We start from the raw sequence: 19,668 nt of genomic DNA, 5'->3' as shown, positions 1-19,668 counted from the left end.
TATACGGGGTTCTGATGATCCAGGCGCTGAGCGCCTTGTTCTTCGTGTCCGATATCGCGGCGTCGCTGCTGGGGATCTACCTTGCGCCGCTGCCCTGGGAAGTGCGGGAACTGCTGGAGATCGGGGCGACGCTGGGGCTTCTGTTCGGCATCGGCCTGGGCGGCATGCTGCTGGGGCGCCTGCTGCGCGAGCGCAATCTGGCGCAGGAGCGGCTGCGCCGGGCATCCGGGGCGTTCATGGATCTGCTGGAAGAGCGGTTCGGCGAATGGGCGCTGACACCTGCGGAGCGGGATGTGGCGCTGTTTGCCATCAAGGGGATGTCGACATCCGAGATCGCGATGCTGCGGGCGACGTCGGAGGGGACGGTCAAGGCGCAGACCAACGCGATCTATCGCAAGGCGGGCGTGACGGGGCGGCCGCAGCTTCTGTCGCTGTTCATCGACGATCTGATGCGCGATGACGTGACGGATCAGATCCGCCCGCGCGCGGCGGCGGCGGTGCCTGCAGGGCCGACGGCGGTGGCGGCCTGAGGCCGCAGCCCGGAGGGGCGAAAATTCACCTCAGCCGGGGCGGGGCGCCCGGGCAGGCGCGGGCCTCGGCCGTGCCGATGCGCAGGGCGCGGCCGATCCGGTGGGCGAGGGCAGACCATTGCGCGGCGGTCTCGGGTGGCAGGTTGCGGCGCAGGACGCTGTCGAAAAGCCCCAGCCAGACATCGAACATCGGTTCGCGGATATCTTCGGCGGCGCGGTGGACCTGCATCGGATTGCCGCTGTAGCCGCCTTCATGGAGGATCGCGTTGCGCCAGAAGCGGGTGATGCGGGCCTCGTGCGCGGGCCAGTCGGTGACATGGCGGGCGAAGACGGGGCCAAGGCCCGGATGGTTGCGGATCACGGCGTAGAATTCCGCGATGACGGTGTCGATCTGGGCATCGGTGATGGGAAAGCGGGGCGGCAGCATGGCGGCAGGCTTGCCCGGGGCGGGGTGCGGGGGCAAGGGGATGTGCTGTCGCAGGGGGGATGTGCTGTCGCGGGGGGGGGCGGGATCAGCCTTCGGGTGGCAGGTCCACGGCATATTGGCGCAGGATCGAGAGCGGCACGATGTCGAGCGTGCGGATATGGGTGGCGGCAAGGCGCAGGCGGGGGGCTGCGCCTTCTTCATGTGCCTGCAGGAAGCGGGCGGCGCAGAGGCACCAGTGATCGCCCGGTTTCAGCCCGGCAAAGCCGTATTCGGGGCGCGGGGTGGACAGGTCATTGCCGAGGTATTTCGACAGGGCGAGGAATTCCTCGGTCATTTCGGCGCAGACGGTGTGGCGGCCCCTATCCATCGGCCCGGTATCGCAGCAGCCATTGCGGAAGAAGCCGGTCAGCGGCGCGGCAGAGCAGAGTTCCAGCGGCCCGCCCAGGACATTGATCGAGGTTTCCTGCATGGCGCGGCCCTTCATCCTTTGGCGGCAAAGCTAATGCATGCGGGCGCGGAGTCGAGAGGGGAGATTTGCATCATCCCCGGCCTCGGGTAAGGATGTCGCATTGTCGGGCGATGTTTCGGGGTGTCGATTTGGAAGCTGTGATCCTGGGCATCCTTGCGGTGCTGGCCATTCCGGTTGGGTTGATCGCGCTTTGGGTGCGCTTTGCGGGCCTGTCGCGGCAGATGGCCCTGATGGCAGAGCGGCTGGCCCGGGCCGAGGCGCGGCTGGTGGCGCTGGAGGCGGGCCCCGGCGCGCGGGGGGCAGAACAGGGCGCGGCGGAGCGGAGCGCGGCCGAGGCCGGCCCTTCGCCCTGGCAGCGCGTGGCCCCGCGGGTGGACCTGCCGCCCGAGGCGGCGGCTTTGGCAGAGGGGGAGACCGGGGTGGCGGGCGCGGGCGTGCAGGAGCCGGCGGCGCCTGTCGTGGCGGCACCTGCCCTGCCGCGCAGCCCGGGGCTGATGGCGCGGTTTGCGGGCTGGTTGCAGGAGAACTGGGTCTATGCCGTGTCGGGGCTGTCGCTGGCGCTGGCCGGGGTGTTCTTGGTGCAATACGGGATGGAGCGCGGCTTTCTGCCGCCTGCGGTGCGGGTGCTGGCGGGGATCGGCTTCGGTCTTGCGCTGATTTATGCGGGCGAGCGGGTGCGGCGGCGCTTTGGCGATGGCGAGGCGTCTTCGACGGCCTATCTGCCTTCGGTCTTTTCCGGGGCGGGGCTGGTGTCGGTCTTTGCCGCGGTGCTGGCGGCGCGGCAGATGTATGGGCTGATCGGGGCCGAGATCACCTTTGCCCTGCTGGTGGCGACGGCGGGCGGTGCGATCCTGCTGGGCTGGTTCCATGGGCCGCTTCTGGCGGCGCTGGGGCTGGTGGGGGCGACGCTGTCGCCCTTTGTGGTGGGCGGCAATTCGGAAAGCGTGGATTGGTTGCAGGGCTATTTCCTGCTGGTGGCGGCGGTCGGGCTGGCGGTGGATGCGGTGCGGCGCTGGGCCTGGGTGTCCGGGCTGGCGGTGGGGTTGGCGCTGGCGGCGGGGATCCTGTTGCAACTGGGCGGGGGCAGTGCCGAGGCGCTGATGATGGCGGTGACGGGGCTGGCGCTGATGGCGGTGGGCATTCCGGCGCTGCGGCTGTTTCCCGATCATGCGGGGCCGACGGTCCTGCAGGCGGGGCTGATCGCGAAGGGCAGGGGCGGGCGGCCCGGCTTTCCGGTGCTGCTGGCCTGGGCGGCGGTGATGGCGGCGGTGGCGCTGCTGATCCTTGTGATGCCGGGGCCGGGCTGGGGGCTTTTGCCCTTTGTGCTGCTGGCGGGGCTGGGCATCGTGCTGGCGCTGTGGTCGGGCGAGGCGCCGGGGCTGCATGACCTGCCGCTGGTGCCTGTGGGCGGGTTCATCGCGCTGGTGGCGCTGATGCCCGGGCGGGGGGGCGATCTGTTCTGGCAGTTCGTCGATGCGGCCGAGGGGCTGCGCCCGCCCGAGACGGCGGCGCCGCTGACGGTGACATGGCTGGTGGCGCTGGCGGCGGGGCTGTCCGTCGCGCTGGCCTTGCGGGCGCAGCGGGGCGCGGCGCATCCGGTGATCCTGTCGATCGCGGCGGCGCTGGCGGCACCCGTGACGGCGCTGCTCTTGGAGCTGACATGGCCGGTCTCGGCCGTGGTCGGGGCCTACGCTTGGGCGCTGCAGGTGATGGCGCTGGCCGCGCTGATGGTGGGTCTGGCGGTGCGGTTCGCGAGGGTGGACGCGGGCGATCTGCGCCGGGCGGCGCATTTCACGCTGTCGGCGCTGTCGCTGATGGCGCTCGCGCTTTTCCTGATCCTGTCGCATGCGGCGCTGTCGCTGGGTCTTGCGGTGCTGGTTGCCGTGGCGGCGGGGCTGGACCGGCGGCTGCGCCTGCCCGAGATGGCCCTGGCGGTGCAGGCGGGGGCGATCCTGCTGGGCTGGCGGATGGCGGTGGATCCGGGGCTGATCTGGGCCTTTGACGCGCCGGTGCTGGCGGCGGTGGCGGCCTATATGGGGCCGGTGATCGGGCTGGCGGCGGCGCTGTGGCTGTTGCCGCGCGAGGGGCGGGCGGCGGCGCGGGCCTTTGCGGAAAGCGGGATCGTGCTGGCCCTGGTTCTGCTGGCGGATGTGCTGATCCTGCGCTGGATGGCGGGCGGGCCGGGGCAGTTTCCGCCCGAGGCGCATTGGTCGGTCGCGGCGCTGGCGCTGCCCTGGCTGGCGATGGCGCTGGCGCAGCTTTACCGGGTGAAGCTGGGCGGGCGGATGGCGGTGCTGCGCTATGGGCTGGCTGTGATTTCGGGCCTTGTCTGGGGCCTTGGGATGCTGCTGGCGGTGACGCTGTTCAACCCGATGGTCTATGGCGATACGGTGCGCGGGCCGCTGGTTCTGGACAGCCTGTTCCTGGCCTATGCCCTGCCGGGCGCGGCAATCCTGATGCTGCGCGGGCGGCTGGGGCATCTGCCGGGCTGGCTGCGTCTGGGGTTGAACGGGATCGGGGCGGCGCTGGTGGCGCTTTATGCCGGGCTGGAGATCCGGCGGTTCTGGCGGGGGGATGACCTGTCGGTGCCGGGGACGAGCCAGCCGGAGCTGTATTCCTATACGATCGCGCTGCTGCTGCTTGGGGCGGTGCTGCTGTGGCAGGCCATCGCGCGGAATTCCGTGGGCCTGCGGCGGGTGGCGCTGGGCCTGATCGGGTTGACGGTGGCGAAGGTCTTCCTGGTGGATGCGGGCGGGCTGTCGGGGTTGATGCGGGTCTTTTCCTTCCTGGCGCTGGGCCTGTCGCTGGCGGGGCTGGCCTGGCTGAACCGCTGGGCGGCGATGCGGACCGGGGCCGCGCCCGGCGCGAAGTGAGGCCGGGCAGATGGCCGCCTTGCCGCACTGGACCCTTGCGCGGCGCGCGTCTATAACGCGCGCCATGATGCAGATATTCGCGATGGATGCCCGAATTAGCTGCCCGGCGCGCTGATCAGCCGCCGGGAGATCCGCCTATCGCCTGCGGCAGGGCCAGCGCCTGCCGACACCCTGCCTGACAGATCGCAAGGACAGCCGCCCATGTGCGCCGACACGACGAATACGCCCGACTACCGTTCCACCGTCTTCCTGCCCGAGACCGAGTTTCCCATGCGCGCGGGCCTGCCCCAGCGCGAGCCGGAATGGCTGGACCGTTGGGCGCGGATCGGGATCTATGACCGGCTGCGGGAGCGGGGCCGCGCCGAGGGGCGGGCGCCTTTCGTGCTGCATGACGGCCCTCCCTATGCGAACGGGCATCTGCATATCGGGCATGCGCTGAACAAGATCCTGAAGGATTTCATCGTGCGCAGCCAGCAGATGCTGGGGCGGGACGCGCGCTATGTGCCGGGCTGGGATTGCCACGGGCTGCCCATCGAATGGAAGATCGAGGAGCAGTATCGCGCGAAGGGCCTGAACAAGGATGATGTGGATGTGGTGGCCTTCCGTCAGGAATGCCGCAAGTTCGCCGAAGGCTGGATCGACGTGCAGCGCGAGGAGTTCAAGCGGCTGGGCGTGACCGGCAACTGGGCCGATCCCTATCTGACGATGGATTACCACGCGGAAGCCGTGATCGCGGATGAGTTCATGAAATTCGTGATGAACGGGTCGCTGTATCAGGGGTCGAAGCCCGTGATGTGGTCGCCGGTGGAAAAGACCGCGCTGGCCGAGGCGGAGGTGGAATATCACGATCACACCAGCCACACGATCTGGGTGAAGTTCCCGGTGGTGGCGGCGGGGGATGCGCTGTTCACCAGGACGCGGACGGATGTGGTGATCTGGACCACCACGCCCTGGACCATCCCGCAGAACCGGGCGATCAGTTTCGGGCCGGAGATCGGCTATGGGCTTTATGAAATCATCGGGCGGCCTGCCGACAGCACGGCGACCATCGGGCAGCGGCTGATCCTGGCCGACAAGCTGGCCGAGGCGGTGTTCACGCAGGCCAAGCTTTCGGGGCCGGACTTCGTGCGGCGGCTCTGCGATGTGGCGGCGGGTGATCTGGCGGCGATGGTTTGCGCGCATCCGTTCCGGGGGGTTGAGGGTGGCGCGGGCGAGTGGGATTTCGATGTTCCCCTGCTGCCGGGCGATCATGTGACGGATGATGCGGGGACGGGGTTCGTGCATACCGCGCCCAGCCATGGCGATGACGACTATCAGATGGGCCTGAAATTCGGCCTGCCGATGACCTATAATGTCGAACCCGATGGCAGCTATCGCGCGGACCTGCCGCTCTTCGGCGGGCAGGCGATCCTGACGCCCGAGGGCAAGGAAGGCCCGGCCAATGTGAGCGTGATCAAGCAGCTGGCCTATACGGGGGCGCTGTTTGCCAAGGGCAAGCTGAAGCATTCCTATCCGCATAGCTGGCGGTCGAAGGCGCCGCTGATCTATCGCAACACGCCGCAATGGTTTGTGGCGATCGACCGGGTGCTGGAGGATGGCATGTCCACCCATGGCGAGACGATCCGGCAAAGGGCGCTGAATTCCATCAACCAGCTGGTGGAATGGACGCCGGTGACCGGGCGGAACCGGCTGCATTCGATGATCGAGGCGCGGCCCGATTGGGTGCTGTCGCGGCAGCGCGCCTGGGGTGTGCCGCTGACCTGTTTCGTGAAGAAGGGGGCCAGGCCCACGGATGCCGATTACCTGCTGCGGAACGGCGAGGTGAATGCGCGGATCAAGGCGGCGTTCGAGGCCGAGGGCGCGGATGTCTGGTATGTGGAGGGCTTCAAGGAGCGGGTGCTGGGCGGGATCGTCGATCCGGCGGGCTATGACCAGGTCTTTGACGTGCTGGATGTGTGGTTCGATTCCGGGTCGACCCATGCCTTCGTGCTGCGGGATCGCGCGGATGGGGCGGCGGACGGGATTGCCGATCTCTATCTCGAAGGGACAGACCAGCATCGCGGCTGGTTCCATTCCAGCATGCTGCAGGCCTGCGGGACCAAGGGGCGCGCGCCCTATCGGGGCGTGCTGACGCATGGCTTCACGCTGGACGAGAAGGGCATGAAGATGTCCAAGTCGCTGGGCAACACGGTTGCCCCGCAAGAGGTGATCGACGAATACGGCGCCGATATCCTGCGGCTTTGGGTGGCGCAGTCGGATTACACCATCGACCTGCGGATCGGGAAGGAAATCCTGAAGGGCGTGGCCGACAGCTATCGCCGGCTGCGCAACACGCTGCGCTTCATGCTGGGCAATCTGGCGGGGTTCACCGATGCCGAGCGGGTGGATGTGGCCGAGATGCCGGAGCTGGAGCAATGGGTGCTGCACCGGCTGGCGGAACTGGATGGTGAAGTGCGCGCGGGCTATGCGCGCTATGATTTCCAGGGCGTGTTCCAGAAGCTGTTCACCTTTGCCACGACGGACCTGTCGGCGGTCTATTTCGACATCCGCAAGGACAGCCTTTACTGCGATGCGCCCGGTGCGCTGCGGCGGCGGGCGGCGCGGACGGTTCTGGATGCGCTGTTTCACCGGCTGACGACATGGCTCGCGCCGATCCTGGTGTTCACGATGGAGGATGTCTGGCTGTCGCGCTTTCCGGGTGAGGGGGAGTCTGTCCATCTGCGCGACATTCCCGAAACGCCCGGCGCATGGCTGAACCCCGCGCTGGCGGCGAAATGGGAGCGCATCCGCGCGGTGCGCCGCGTGGTGACGGGCGCGCTGGAGGTGCAGCGGACGGCGAAGGTGATCGGGGCCTCGCTGGAGGCGGCGCCGGTGGTGCATGTCGATGCCGCGACGGCGGCGCTGCTGGAGGGGGTGGATTTCGCCGATCTCTGCATCACGTCGGATATCGCGGTGGTGACGGTGCCCGCGCCGGAGGGGGCCTTTGCCCTGGCCGAGGTAGAGGGCGTGGCGGTGGTGTTCCGGGCGGCGGAGGGTGCGAAATGCGAGCGCTGCTGGCAGGTGCTGCCGGATGTGGGAACCCATTCCCATGCGGGCGTCTGCGCGCGCTGTGATGAAGCCCTCGGATGAGGGGATCGCGGCGGTCCTGACGGACCTTGCGCTGCGGCGGGGCCGGGGGAAGACCTTTTGCCCCTCCGAGGCCGCCAAGGCGCTGGCCGCCGATTGGCGGCCGTTGATGGCAGATGTGCGGCGGGTGGCGGCGGGGCATCCGGATGTGGTGGCCACGCAGAAGGGCGTGCCGGTGGACCCGGTCGCCGCGCGGGGGCCGATCCGGTTGGGGTTGCGGTAGGGCAGCGGGGTGAACCCGTTCGGAGGCGGGGTGAACCCCTACAAGGCGGGGTGAACCCCGCCCTACGGCCAGATCATCCCTGCGATAAGGCCAGAGGGGGGAAATCCCCTGTTGCGGCTTGCCCTTGGGCGGCGGGGGGACTAGCCGTTTCGTGACGGTTCCATGACGGGTGCATCGTGACCTTTGGCGTCTTTCTGGCGGTTCTGGCGGCGGCCTTCCTGCATGCGCTTTGGAATGCGCTGATCAAGGTCGGCACGTCGAAGGCGGGCGGCATGGTGATCCTGTCGATTGCCGAGATCCCCATCGGGTTGACCATCGCGCTGTTCTGTCCCTGGCCGAAGCCGGAAGTCTGGTGGTGGATCCTGGCCTCGGGCTGCACGCATTTCTGCTACAAGTCCTTCCTTGTCTTCGCCTATGAGCGGGGCGACCTGAGCCGGGTCTATCCCATCGCGCGGGGGGCGGCGCCGATGGTGGTGGCGCTGGTGGGGGCCTTCACGCTGGCCGATGCGATCTCGGGGCGGGAATATCTGGGCATCGCGGTGCTGGGCGCGGGGATCCTGCTGATGGCGCGGGGGGTGTTCACGCGCGGAGAGGATCGGCGGCTGCTGCCCTTTGCCCTTGGGTCGGCCTGTGCGACGGCGACCTATACGATGATTGATGGCCTGGGCGCGCGCGTGTCGGGCGATGCGGTGGCCTATGTGGCCTGGGTCTTTGTGGCGGATGGGCTGATCTTCACCACGGGGATGCTGCTCTGGAAGGGGGTGGACGTGATCCCCCGGAACGGCCGGGCCTGGGGGTTGGCGACATTCGCCTCGGCCGCGTCATACGGGGCCTATGCGGTGTCGGTCTGGGCGATGACGGTGGCCCCCCTGGCCGTGGTGGCGGCGCTGCGCGAGACGTCGATCCTGTTTGCGGTACTGATCGGCTGGCTGGCCTTCGGCGAGAAGATGGGGGTGGAGAAGGCGGTGGCCTCGGTGGTGATCGTGGCGGGGGTGGTGCTGACGCGGCTGTAGGGCGGGGTTCACCCCGCCTTCCCCCCTGGGCCATGGCGGGGTGAACCCCGCCCTACGTCACGCCACGCGGTCGATGTTGCGGTCGGGGATGATCTGCTGGGCGATGCCTGCGAAGGTGAGGTAGAGCGAGGTGATCACCAGCCCCCAATGCGCCCAGCTTTGCGGGTAGAAATCCACCCAGGCCGCCCAGCCCGCGAAGAAGACCCAGCCGAGCGCCATGGGCAGGGTGACCATGCGCCAGCGGGCGGTGCGGACGGGGTGGACGAATTTCAGGTTGGTGAACATCCCCACGGTCAGCGCCACCACGATGAACAGGATGATCCACCAGGCCGGATGCACGGCAAACAGCACCAGGACCACCATGTTCCAGCAGGCGGGAAAGCCAGCGAAGGACTTGTCCTTGGTCTTCATCCTTGTATCGGCGAAATAGACGACCGAGCCGTAGACGATGGCGATGATGGCGAACCAGCCCGTCCAGCCCGGCAGCAGCCCCGACTTGAACAGCGCATAGGCCGGGATGAAGACATAGGTGAGGTAGTCGACGATCAGGTCCATCAACACGCCGTCATAGGTGGGCCAGTTCTTCGTCACGTCGTAGCGGCGGGCGAGGGGGCCGTCGATGCCATCGACAAGCAGCGCGAAGACGAGCCAGAGGAACATCAGGCTCCACTCTTCCTGGACGGCGGCGAGCATGGCGAACATGGAGAGAACCGCACCGGTCGCGGTGAGGAGGTGAACGCCGAGGGCCTTGAGACGGATATCCATGTCCTTGGTTTGCCCCGAAAACGACCCCGGTGCAATTCCTGTCAGGCGCGGGGATGCGCCTTTTCGTAGACTTCCATCAATCTTGCGGCATCCACGGCGGTATATGCCTGCGTCGTGGACAGGGAGGCATGGCCCAGCAGTTCCTGGATCGCGCGGAGGTCGCCCCCTGCGGAAAGCAGGTGGGTGGCAAAGCTGTGGCGCAGCGCGTGGGGCGTGGCGGTGGCGGGAAGGCCAAGCTGGAGGCGGGTCCTTTCCATCGCCAGCGCGATGAGGCGGGGGTTGAGCGGGCCACCGCGCGCGCCGCGGAAGAGGGCCTCGCTTGCGGTGAGGTCGAAGGGGCAGAGGCGGACATAGTCCGCCACCGCGGCGCGGGCGGCGGGCAGGACGGGGACGAGGCGCGTCTTGCCGCCCTTGCCGGTGATGCGCAGGATATCGGGCAGGGGATGGGCGGCGCCGGTGAGGCCGAGCGCTTCGGAGATGCGCAGGCCGCAGCCATAGAGCAGGGTGACGACGGCGGTATCGCGCGCGGCGATCCAGTCTTCGCGGGACTGGTCGCCCACGCTATCGAGCATGGCGCGGGCGCCGTCTTCGGAGAGCGGGCGGGGCAGCTTGCGGCGGAATTTCGGGCCGCGGGTGGAGAGGAGGGCGGTGGCATCGCTGCCCTCGCGATCCGCGATCCAGGCGGTGAAGCGCTTGACGGCGGAAAGCGCGCGGGCGAGCGAGCGGGCCGAGAGGCCGCGGGCGCGTTCATGCGCCATCCAGGCGCGGATGTCCTGCAGGGGCAGGCTGGCGAGGGCGGCGGTGCCTTCGGCCCCGCCGCGATGGGTGGCGAGGAAGGCGAGGAAACCCGTCACATCGCGGCCATAGGCGGTGATCGTATTGGCGGCGGCCCCGTCCAGCGCGCGCAGATGGGCGAGCCAGCGTTCCAGCGCGTCGCGCTGCTGCGCCGAGAGGAGGGCCGTCATGACAGCCAGCGGCGCATGGTCCGTTCGAAGACCCCGGCGAAGAAGGCCAGAAGGTCGGTGCCGTGGGTGGGTTTGAACTGATGCGGGTCTTCGGCGCCGAAGACCAGCATCCCCGGCAGGCGGCCGGTGCCGAAATCGAGGCGCATCAGCGCCTCGGACCGGATCCATCCGGCGCGTTCGCCATAGAGGGCGTCATTGTCGGGCTGGACCTGCCGCAGGACAACGGGGCGCAGGGGCACGTTGCGCCCGCCAGCAAGGTAGTCGGTCACGAAGCCGGGTTCGGCCACGTAAAGGACATCGCCCAGACGGCGCAGGAGGGCGGGGCTGTCCTCGGGCTGGACGGATTCCAGAACGAGGCGCACGCATTCCACCCTGAGCGTGCCCGCCACATCGGTGGCGAGGGTCTTGAGGAAATCCTCGAAGCTGAGCGGATCGAGCATCTGGAGGATGGCGCGATGCACCTGGTTGGTGCCTGCGAGGTTTTCATAGGCCGCGGCGATCACGGAGCGGTGGGTATCTTCCAGCCGATCCAGCCGCGCCTCGAGCCGTTCCATCGCGATGCCGCGCAGATCGACGATGTTCGAGCCCATCGCGCGTTCATTCGCGGCGATGAGCGCGTTCATCACGTCGCGGTCTTCCAGCAGAAGCTCTGGCTCCGACAGGAGCCGGTCGCGCAAGTCAGGTTCGATCATTGGTGTCACTGCCCGGTATTCTTGGTGATTTGCCGGACAGTATAGCAGAAGATCAGATGATCTTCTGCCCCGTTTTTGCCCAGTCCTTCATGAACTGGTCGAGCCCCTTGTCGGTGAGGACATGGGAGGCCATCGCCTTGATCACGGCAGGCGGCGCGGTCATCACATCGGCCCCGATCAGGGCGCATTGGGTGACGTGGTTCGCGGTGCGGATGGAGGCGGCGAGGATCTGGGTGTCGAAGCCGTAATTGTCATAGATCTCGCGGATGTCGGAGATCAGGTCGAGGCCGTCGAGGTTGATGTCATCGAGACGCCCGATGAAGGGGGAGATGAAGGTGGCACCCGCCTTGGCGGCGAGAAGCGCCTGATTGGCCGAGAAGCAGAGGGTGACGTTGACCATCTTGCCTTCCGAGGACAGGACCTTGCAGGTCTTCAGCCCGTCCCATGTCAGCGGCACTTTCACGGCGATGTTCGGCGCGATTTCGGCCAGCTTGCGGCCTTCGGCGATCATGTCTTCGGCCTTGAGCGCCACGACCTCGGCCGAGACGGGGCCGGAGACGATGGAGCAGATTTCGCGGGTGACTTCGAGGATGTCGCGGCCGGATTTCAGGATCAGCGAGGGGTTGGTGGTGACACCGTCCACCATGCCGAGATCGTTCAGCTCGGCGATGGCGTCGACATCGGCGGTATCCACAAAGAATTTCATCGGCGCGGTCCTTATGGGTTGCGGGGCTTTGGGGGCGGGTTTACCCCAAGAGGCTGTCGGGCGGAAGGGCCGGGCGGTGCATCTCGACATAAAAATGTATGAGGATGGAAACATTTGTATGACCGGACCTATCAGGCGGGCGAACTGGTCGGCGTTCTGACGACCGAGCCGCTGGGGCGGGTGCTGGATTACCGCGCGCCGGAGGGGGGCTGCGGGGATGGCGATTTCGTCGAGGTGCCGCTGGGGCCGCGCCGGGTGCTGGGGGTGGTCTGGGGCCGGGGGCGCGGGGATTGGGATATCGCCAAGGTGCGCCCCGTGGGGCGCGTGCTGGAGGCCCCGCCGATGCGGGCGGAGTTGCGGGCCTTCCTTGCCAAGGCCGCGGATTACACGCTGACGCCCTTGCCGCAGATGCTGCGCCTGGCGACCCGCGCGCCGGGGTTGATGGAGGGGGCGGCTTTGCGGCGGATCTATCGGCTGGGGGGCGCGGTGCCCAATCAGCTGACCGATGCGCGGCATCGGGTGGTAGAGGCGCTGCGGGCCTTTGGCGGCGCGCCGATGACGCTGGGCGAACTGGCCGAGGAGGCGGGCTGCGGGACGTCGGTGGTGAAGGGCCTGGTCAAGCTGGGCGTGGTGGTGGAAGAGGAGGCGCCGCGCGATCTGCCTTTCCCGCCTCTGGACCCCAAGGGCGGGCCGGAGTTGCAGGGCGATCAGGTCGCGGCGGCGGATGCGCTGGTCGCGGCGGTGGCGGCGGGGGAGTATTCGACGACGCTGTTGAAGGGGGTGACCGGGTCGGGGAAGACCGAGGTCTATCTTGAGGCGGTGGCGGAATGCCTGCGGGCGGGACGGCAGGCCCTGGTGCTGCTGCCCGAGATCGCGCTGACGGCGGAATTCCTGAAGCGGGTGGAGGCGCGGTTCGGGGCGCGGCCTGCCGAGTGGCATTCGGGCGTCACGATGACCGAGCGGCGGCGGGTCTGGAAGATGGTCGCCACGGGGGGCGCGTCGGTGGTGGTGGGGGCGCGGTCGGCCTTGTTCCTGCCTTATCAACGGCTTGGCCTGGTCGTGGTGGATGAGGAACATGACACCTCTTACAAGCAGGAGGAGGGGGTTCTGTATAACGCGCGGGACATGGCGGTGCTGCGGGGGGCCATCGTGGGCTGCCCTGTGGTGCTGGCATCCGCCACGCCGTCGCTGGAGACATGGGCGAATGTGGAGGCGGGGAAATATTCCCGGCTGGACCTGTCGGCCCGCTATGGCGCGGCGGAGATGCCGGAGGTGCGGGCCATCGACATGCGGGGCGAAAAGCTGCCTGCGGATCGCTGGCTGAGCGCGAAGCTGGCGGCGGAGGTGGCGGCGCGGGTGGAGAAGGGGGAACAGGCGATGCTGTTCCTGAACCGGCGGGGCTATGCGCCGGTGACGCTCTGCCGGGCCTGCGGGCATCAGGTGGGCTGCGACCATTGCGACGCGCGGATGGTGGAGCATCGGTTCCAGAAGCGGCTGGTCTGTCACCAATGCGGGGCGACGAAGCCGGTGCCGGTGGCCTGCCCGGCCTGCGGGGTGGAGGGGCGGATGGCGGCGGTCGGTCCGGGGGTGGAGCGGCTGGCCGAGGAAGTGGCGGCGCGGTTTCCGGATGCCCGCGTGGCGGTGCTGTCATCGGACCTGTTTGGATCGGCGCGGGCCTTGAAGGCGCAGATCGAGGCGATTGCGGGGGGCGAGGCGGAGATCATCATCGGCACGCAGATCGTGGCGAAGGGTCACAACTTTCCGTTGCTGACGCTGGTGGGGGTGATCGACGCGGATCTGGGATTGCAGGGATCGGACCTGCGGGCGGCGGAGCGGACATTTCAGCTGATGCGGCAGGTGGCGGGGCGCGCGGGGCGGCTGGAGGGGCGGAAGGGGGTGGCCCTGTTGCAGACGCATCAGCCGGAGCATCCGGTGATCCGGGCCATTCTGGGAGGCGATGAGGAGGCCTTCTGGCGGGCCGAGGCCGCCGAGCGGCGGGCGGCGGGGGTGCCGCCCTACGGGCGGATGGCGGGGGTGATCCTGTCCAGCCCGGATGTGGCGCAGGTGTTCGATTTCGCGGGCGAGTTGGCGCGTCGGGACGCGCCCTTGCGGGCCGTGGGGGCGCAGGTCTTTGGCCCCGCGCCCGCGCCGATTGCGCGGGTCCGCGGGCGGCATCGGGTGCGGCTTCTGGTGAAGGCGGAAAAGGGCGTGCCCCTGCAGGCGGCTTTGGCGGAATGGGTGGCGCAGGTGAAGCCGCCCGCGAACCTGAGGCTGGCCATCGACATTGATCCGCAGAGCTTTCTCTAGGGCTGGACGGGCCCGGCGGGCTTTTCCGCCGAGGCGGGGAATGGGCATTAATACTCATTTAAAGCTGACACGAAATCGGCGATGATAGGCCCCGGCAGACCAGAAGAAACGGGCAGGTCAAGGGGTTGCTTCGGTAATGTTGAATGACAGGCAACTGCGCTGGGCGGCGATTGGCCTTGCCCTGTTCCTGCTGCCGGATCCGGCGGCGGCGCAGGTCGGGCCGAATGCGCCCATGGGCGGGCCGGAGGTGATGCGCCCGCTGACCGTGCAGGCGGTGACGGAGACGGATCTGATCGCCAGTCTGGAGCAGGAGGGGTTTTCCGTCGTCGAGCGGGAGCGGACCTTTCTGGGCCGGGTGCGGATCCTGGCCGTCGGGCCGGAAGGCACGCGCGAAGTGATCCTGAACCCCCGCAACGGCAAGGTGCTGAGGGATCTGTTCCGCAGGCAGGAACCGCTGCCGGCAGAACCGGAGACTCCGCCCGAAGCGCCCGAGGAAGCCCCCGCGGCCGAAGCGGCGAAGAGTCTGGAAGCACCGGCCGCAGCCGATAACGGGGCGCCCGGGCAGGGCCGCGACGGGAATGGCAGCCGGAGCCACGATGAAGGCGGTGGGCGCGGGGGGGCGTCAGACGGCGGGCGCTAGAAGCGCCGCCCGGCCGAATGTATCGGGCACAAGTTTTTTCTGTCACCCGGGGACGGGCGGGCGTAGGACTGCGCCATGAGCTTGCGCCGGATGACCCTTGCCGAGGCCGAGACGCTGCCGCGCTGGCAGCGCCCTGAAAGCCTGCTGTTCCTGATGGCCTTTGCCATGCCCATCGCCTTTGCCACATGGTCGGCGCTGCTGAACAACTTTGTCATCGAGGCGGCGCAGTTTTCCGGGGTGGAGATCGGCTGGCTGCATACGGTGCGCGAGATCCCGGGCTTTCTGGCCATCGGGGTGATCTTCCTGATCCTGTTCCTGCGCGAGCAGGTGCTGGGCGTGGCCTCGCTTGGCCTCTTGGGCGTGGCCACGGCGGTGACGGCGTGGTTTCCGTCCTTTGGGGGCATGCTGCTGGTGACGCTGCTGTCCTCCATCGGGTTTCATTATTTCGAGACGGTGAACCAGTCGCTGCAGCTGCAATGGGTGGAAAAGCAGCGCGCGCCGCAGGTTCTGGGCTGGATCGTGGGTGTGGGATCGGGGGCGTCGCTGCTGGCCTATGGGGCGATCGTGCTGCTGTGGGAGCCTTTGGGGCTGAGCTATGATGCGGTCTATCTGACCTCGGGCGGGATCACGGCGGCGATCGCGCTGTTCTGTTTCCTTGCCTATCCGCAGTTCGAGGGGCCGCATGCCCAGCATCGGCACATGGTGCTGCGCAAGCGCTATTGGCTGTTCTATGCGTTGCAGTTCATGGCAGGGGCGCGGCGGCAGATCTTTGTGGTCTTTGCCGGGTTCATGATGGTGGAACGCTTCGGGATGAAGGTCTCGGAGATGACGATGCTGCTGCTGGTGAATTACGTGCTGCAGATGGTGGCCGCGCCGGTGATGGGCCGCGCGCTGGGCCGGTTCGGCGAGCGCAAGGTGATGGCCTTTGAATATGTCGGGCTGACGCTGGTGTTTCTGGCCTATGGCGGGCTTTACTGGTTTGGCTGGGGGCTGGTGATCGCGGGGGCGCTCTATATCTGTGACCAGATGTTCTTTGCGCTGTCCTTCGCGCTGAAGACCTATTTCCAGAAGATCGCCGATCCGGCCGATATCGCGCCGACGGCGGCGGTGGCCTTTACGATCAACCATATCGCGGCGGTCTTCCTGCCTGCGGCTTTGGGCTATATGTGGGCGAAGAGCCCGGATTGGGTGTTCCTGCTGGGGGCGGGGATGGCGCTGGTGGCGCTGGCGCTGGCCCTGATGATCCCGCGCCATCCCGAGCCGGGATATGAGACGGTGTTCGGGTCGGCGGGGCCGAGGGCCGCTCCGGCGGAGTGAGGGCCAAAAATCTTGTGAAGATTTTTGCAAATTTCTTCGAAGAAATTTGGTGGGCGCGGCCCTATATACGGGGGGAACCGATGGAGGGCTGCCGATGTTTTTCGTGGATCGCCGCAAGATGGAAATGGTGACGCCGGACAAGGCGCTGCCCGGGCGGGCGGAGCCGCTGCCCACGGCGGAGCTGCATTTCCTGTCGGGCATCCCGCTGAAATCGCCGGTGCCTGCGGGCATGGCCGAGGCCATGTTCGGCATGGGCTGTTTCTGGGGGGTGGAGCGGAAGTTCTGGCAGACCGCGGGCGTCTGGCTGACGATGGTGGGCTATGCGGGCGGGTTCACGCCGAACCCGACCTACAAGGAGACCTGCACCCAGCTTACGGGCCATAACGAGGTGGTGCGGGTGATCTTTGACCCTGCGGTGATTTCCTATGAGGGGCTGCTGAAGGTCTTCTGGGAGGGGCATGACCCGACGCAGGGGATGCGGCAGGGCAATGATATCGGATCGACCTATCGGTCGGGGATCTATGTCTATGACGAGGCGCAGGCTACGGCCGCGCGGGAGAGCAAGGCCGCCTATCAGGCGCGGCTGACGGCGGCGGGCTATGGCGCGATCACCACCGAGATCATCCCCGCGCCGGTCTTCTATTTCGCCGAGGATTACCATCAGCAGTATCTGGCGAAGAACCCTGACGGTTATTGCGGCATCGGGGGGACGGGGGTAAGTTGCCCCATCGGACTGACCGCCTGAGACGCGGCAGCGTTTCAAGGGTTGGGGGACATTTCGGGACATGGCGTCTGGGCGCATCGACACCCGCGCCGTCGGGCTGGAGGCTGGCTGTGCGCTGGCCAAGTGGCTGACGGGCAAGGAGCATATGCATTACGGGCTGTGGGCGGGGCTGGACCCTGTGGCGGCCAATCTGGGCGCGGCGCAGGAGGCCTATAGCCAGCGGCTCTTCGCGCTGCTGCCCGAGGGGCGGTTGCGGATCCTGGATATCGGCGGCGGCGCGGGCGAGACGGCGAAGCGGCTGATCGCGATGGGGCATTCGGTGGAGATCGTGGTGCCGTCGGCCTTTCTGGCCGCGCGCTGCCGGGTGAACGCGCCCGAGGCCGTGGTGCATGAGGCGATGTTCGAGGAGGCGCGGGTGACCGGGCCGTTCGACCTGTGCCTGTTTTCCGAGAGTTTCCAGTATATCCCCCTGACGGAGAGCCTGCCGCGCGCCAAGGCCCTGCTGGCGCCGGGGGGCGCGATCGTGATCGGCGACTGTTTCCGCAGGCTGGATGGGGATTGGCTGAAGAACCCGCATCGGACGGTGGGCGGCGGGCATGTGGTGGAGAAATTTCAGGAAGCCGCGGCGCGCGAGGGGTTGGTGATCGAGGCCGAGGAGGATGTGACCGATCAGGTGGCCCCCTCGATCGACGTGGAACAGGCCTTCTTCAACGTGCTGGGCGTGGGCGTGGCGGGCATGGACCGCGAATTGCGCGCCAAGCGGCCCTGGCTTCGCGGGCTGGTCGTGGGGGTTCTGGGCCGGGTGATGGGCGCGCGGCGGCGGGCGTCGCTGATGCGGCGGCTGACGGGGGATGAGCGGACGGGCGAGGCGTTCCGGCGCAGCAACCGCTATCTCTTGATGCGGTTGCGCCCGGCTTCGGTTTAGAGGTATCGGGGGTGATCCACGAGGAGACACCCCCATGCCCACCTATTCCGCCCTGACGACGCTGGAAGGCGAAGATGCCGCCGTGGCGCTGGCCAATGCCATCGAGCGGATGGAGCCGGAGCCCACGGGGGTGGGCGTCTTCGAGATCGAGGATGACTCGGGTCTGTGGGAAGTGGGGGCCTATTTCCTGGAAAAGCCCGACATGGTGATGCTGGAGGTGATCGCGCTGGCCTTTGGCGCGAAGCCCTTCGCGCTGTCGGAACTGCCCGAGATCGACTGGGTCGCCAAGGTGCGGCGGGAGTTGAGCCCGGTGGAGGCGGGGCGGTTCTTCGTGTTCGGCAGCCATGATGCGGACAAGGTGCCCGAGGGGCGGGTGGCGCTGCAGATCGAGGCGACGGTGGCCTTTGGCACGGGGCATCACGGCACGACCCTGGGCTGTCTGCGGGCGTTTGACCGGCTGTTCGAGGCGGGCCTGCGCCCGGCCAAGGTGGCCGATATCGGCTGCGGGACGGCGGTGCTGGCGATGGCGGCGGCGGCCGTGCTGCCGGATGCCCTGGTGATCGCGTCGGATATCGACGCGGTGGCGGTGGATGTGGCCGAGGCGAATATCGCCATCAACGGGCTGGAGGGGCGGCTGGAATGCCTTGAGGCGGCGGGGTTCGGCCATGCGCGTCTGGCCGAGGTGGCGCCCTTCGATCTGGTCTTTGCCAATATCCTGAAGGGGCCGCTGATCGAGCTGGCCCCCGACATGGCGGGGCATCTGGGCAAGGGCGGGCTGGCGATCCTGTCCGGCCTGCTGGTCGTGCAGGCCGAAGCCGTGACGGCGGCCTATGAGGCCGAGGGATTCGCGCTGGAAGGGCGCGAGGATATCGGCGAATGGTCCACGCTGGTTCTGAAGCGCAAATAAACCAAAGTTGTATTAAAACTTGCGGCAGAAAAGCGGCAGAGGGCCCCTTTTGCCGCAATTTCGCCATGATTGCCGAATAGTGATTAACGTCGGTGGGGGTCGTGACGAGGGGCAAGACATGTCCGACCCGAATATGGACGACTTTTACAAGCGGGTAGGCCGGATCGAGCAGGCGCATGCGCTGGGCTATGGGTTCGAGGCACCTGATACGCTGGGCCGGTCCTTCTACCGGCGTCTGCCTGTGCGTCGCAGGCCGGTTTTCCGCATCGGCATCTTTCTGTTCTGCTTCTGCTTCGGCATGAAGGGGGCCATCCATTACCATATGGGGGCCGACAGCTTTGACCGGCGCGTGGCCGATATCGAGGCGCGGGGCGGATTTGACGCCGTTCAGGGTTTCCTGATGCGGGCGGATCCGGTGACGGTGCTGATTTCGGACGGGATTTCGCTGATCGTGGAGCGTAGCCGCGTCTGACGCGGTGGATCCTCTTGCAGGCTGGCCCTGCCGGAACGGGCGGGCCTGAAATGCAAAGGGCCGTCGTCCCCCACGGACGACGGCCCAGCATTTCGTTCGGTGGCTGTGGTTCAGCGACCGAGCATTTCGATGTCGCCGCGGCACAGGCCGATATCGTCAAGCTCGCGATCGGAAAGCTTGGCAAGGGCGTTGCGGGTGACGCGGGCGTCGTTCCAGTTCGAGAAGGCGATGAAGCCGTTCGAGATGAACTGGACAGCGCGGAAGATCGAAATGGCGCCGAACGGCGCCGGGCGGGTCGTTTCATAGGCGGCCATGGGGTTGATCCTTTACAAACTGCTCATGGTTGAAGCGTTTTCGCTTCGTGAGAGCCATATAATCTTGCTGCATGTGCAAAGCCAGTGCTGCGCTTGCAAGTCACCCTTGCAATGGCTGCATGACGAAAGAGCCCCAAAGGGGCCGTAATTGTTGGGGTTTTGATTGGCGATCTGCGCTTTTGTCGGTTTCGACGGGGGCAGCGTCGCGTTCTGCACCTGCATAACAAAACCTTTACAAAGGCTGCAAGCGGAAAAGTCCTTTGCCTGATGTTC

General features: G+C 67.4%; 19 protein-coding genes. 12 read left to right on the top strand and 7 right to left on the bottom strand.

Going from position 1 to position 19,668, the window contains the following annotated elements:
- Window positions 1-14 precede the first annotated feature (14 nt).
- The gene (locus tag G5V65_RS05950) at window positions 15-530 is read left to right on the top strand and encodes a helix-turn-helix transcriptional regulator (RefSeq protein ID WP_206526691.1); all 516 of its coding nucleotides are present in this window, start codon (window positions 15-17) and stop codon (window positions 528-530) included.
- 25 nt (window positions 531-555) lie between these two features.
- On the opposite strand, the gene G5V65_RS05945 is transcribed toward G5V65_RS05950, so the two are convergent.
- Together G5V65_RS05945 and G5V65_RS05940 are read right to left on the bottom strand one after the other, a co-directional pair.
- Window positions 556-957 (bottom strand): group III truncated hemoglobin, encoded by a 402-nt coding sequence (locus G5V65_RS05945; RefSeq protein WP_165047867.1) that lies wholly within the window; start codon window positions 955-957, stop codon window positions 556-558.
- An 85-nt stretch (window positions 958-1,042) separates the two neighbouring features.
- Complete coding sequence (locus G5V65_RS05940; protein ID WP_165048106.1) at window positions 1,043-1,426, bottom strand: DUF2237 family protein; 384 nt, start codon at window positions 1,424-1,426, stop codon at window positions 1,043-1,045.
- Window positions 1,427-1,563: 137 nt separating this feature from the next.
- Between G5V65_RS05940 and G5V65_RS05935 the strand changes: the two genes are divergently transcribed.
- The 4 genes from G5V65_RS05935 to G5V65_RS05920 all read left to right on the top strand — a co-directional run bounded on the left by G5V65_RS05935 (window position 1,564) and on the right by G5V65_RS05920 (window position 8,661).
- A complete protein-coding gene (locus G5V65_RS05935; RefSeq protein ID WP_343162827.1) occupies window positions 1,564-4,299 on the top strand; it encodes a DUF2339 domain-containing protein in 2,736 nt (911 codons plus the stop codon).
- Between the two features lie 201 nt (window positions 4,300-4,500).
- Window positions 4,501-7,428, top strand: coding sequence for an isoleucine--tRNA ligase (ileS, locus tag G5V65_RS05930; protein WP_165047862.1), 2,928 nt, complete (start codon window positions 4,501-4,503; stop codon window positions 7,426-7,428).
- Window positions 7,412-7,648, top strand: coding sequence for a DUF3253 domain-containing protein (locus G5V65_RS05925; protein WP_165047860.1), 237 nt, complete (start codon window positions 7,412-7,414; stop codon window positions 7,646-7,648). Before ileS ends, G5V65_RS05925 begins: the two co-directional genes overlap by 17 nt.
- A 176-nt stretch (window positions 7,649-7,824) precedes the next feature.
- Window positions 7,825-8,661 (top strand): EamA family transporter, encoded by an 837-nt coding sequence (locus G5V65_RS05920; protein WP_165047858.1) that lies wholly within the window; start codon window positions 7,825-7,827, stop codon window positions 8,659-8,661.
- A 57-nt stretch (window positions 8,662-8,718) separates the two neighbouring features.
- Here G5V65_RS05920 and G5V65_RS05915 read toward each other — a convergent pair whose 3' ends face one another.
- From G5V65_RS05915 to fsa, 4 genes are read right to left on the bottom strand one after another with little or no spacing between them, the layout of a single operon-like run.
- Entirely contained in the window at window positions 8,719-9,426 is a 708-nt protein-coding gene (locus G5V65_RS05915; protein ID WP_165047856.1) for a CDP-alcohol phosphatidyltransferase family protein, read from the bottom strand.
- 41 nt (window positions 9,427-9,467) lie between these two features.
- On the bottom strand, window positions 9,468-10,391 hold the full coding sequence (locus G5V65_RS05910; protein ID WP_165047854.1) for a tyrosine recombinase XerC: 924 nt from the start codon (window positions 10,389-10,391) through the stop codon (window positions 9,468-9,470).
- The gene (locus G5V65_RS05905; RefSeq protein WP_165047852.1) at window positions 10,388-11,083 is read right to left on the bottom strand and encodes a DUF484 family protein; all 696 of its coding nucleotides are present in this window, start codon (window positions 11,081-11,083) and stop codon (window positions 10,388-10,390) included. The genes G5V65_RS05910 and G5V65_RS05905 overlap by 4 nt, the downstream gene beginning before the upstream one ends.
- A gap of 52 nt (window positions 11,084-11,135) precedes the next feature.
- Complete coding sequence (gene fsa / locus G5V65_RS05900; RefSeq protein WP_165047851.1) at window positions 11,136-11,789, bottom strand: fructose-6-phosphate aldolase; 654 nt, start codon at window positions 11,787-11,789, stop codon at window positions 11,136-11,138.
- 114 nt (window positions 11,790-11,903) lie between these two features.
- Between fsa and G5V65_RS05895 the strand changes: the two genes are divergently transcribed.
- From G5V65_RS05895 to G5V65_RS05865, 7 genes are all read left to right on the top strand, one after another.
- A complete protein-coding gene (locus tag G5V65_RS05895) occupies window positions 11,904-14,096 on the top strand; it encodes a primosomal protein N' (RefSeq protein WP_165047849.1) in 2,193 nt (730 codons plus the stop codon).
- A gap of 136 nt (window positions 14,097-14,232) precedes the next feature.
- The gene (locus tag G5V65_RS05890; protein WP_165047847.1) at window positions 14,233-14,736 is read left to right on the top strand and encodes a hypothetical protein; all 504 of its coding nucleotides are present in this window, start codon (window positions 14,233-14,235) and stop codon (window positions 14,734-14,736) included.
- A 75-nt stretch (window positions 14,737-14,811) separates the two neighbouring features.
- The gene (locus G5V65_RS05885) at window positions 14,812-16,053 is read left to right on the top strand and encodes an MFS transporter (protein WP_241250462.1); all 1,242 of its coding nucleotides are present in this window, start codon (window positions 14,812-14,814) and stop codon (window positions 16,051-16,053) included.
- 94 nt (window positions 16,054-16,147) lie between these two features.
- Window positions 16,148-16,798, top strand: coding sequence for a peptide-methionine (S)-S-oxide reductase MsrA (msrA, locus tag G5V65_RS05880; RefSeq protein ID WP_165047845.1), 651 nt, complete (start codon window positions 16,148-16,150; stop codon window positions 16,796-16,798).
- Between the two features lie 40 nt (window positions 16,799-16,838).
- Window positions 16,839-17,702: a class I SAM-dependent methyltransferase gene (locus G5V65_RS05875; RefSeq protein ID WP_165047843.1), complete on the top strand. Its 864-nt coding sequence runs from the start codon at window positions 16,839-16,841 to the stop codon at window positions 17,700-17,702.
- 34 nt (window positions 17,703-17,736) lie between these two features.
- The gene (locus G5V65_RS05870) at window positions 17,737-18,609 is read left to right on the top strand and encodes a 50S ribosomal protein L11 methyltransferase (protein WP_165047841.1); all 873 of its coding nucleotides are present in this window, start codon (window positions 17,737-17,739) and stop codon (window positions 18,607-18,609) included.
- Between the two features lie 118 nt (window positions 18,610-18,727).
- Window positions 18,728-19,081 (top strand): hypothetical protein, encoded by a 354-nt coding sequence (locus tag G5V65_RS05865; protein WP_165047838.1) that lies wholly within the window; start codon window positions 18,728-18,730, stop codon window positions 19,079-19,081.
- Between the two features lie 110 nt (window positions 19,082-19,191).
- On the opposite strand, the gene G5V65_RS05860 is transcribed toward G5V65_RS05865, so the two are convergent.
- Window positions 19,192-19,395, bottom strand: coding sequence for a DUF1127 domain-containing protein (locus tag G5V65_RS05860; RefSeq protein ID WP_165047836.1), 204 nt, complete (start codon window positions 19,393-19,395; stop codon window positions 19,192-19,194).
- Between the last annotated feature and the right edge of the window lie 273 nt (window positions 19,396-19,668).

It is taken from the genome of Paragemmobacter kunshanensis, from assembly GCF_011059185.1.
Classification (GTDB): domain Bacteria; phylum Pseudomonadota; class Alphaproteobacteria; order Rhodobacterales; family Rhodobacteraceae; genus Paragemmobacter; species Paragemmobacter kunshanensis.
The sequence above is the reverse complement of the archived record's forward strand: the minus strand, read 5'-3'. Positions and strand labels throughout refer to the sequence as shown.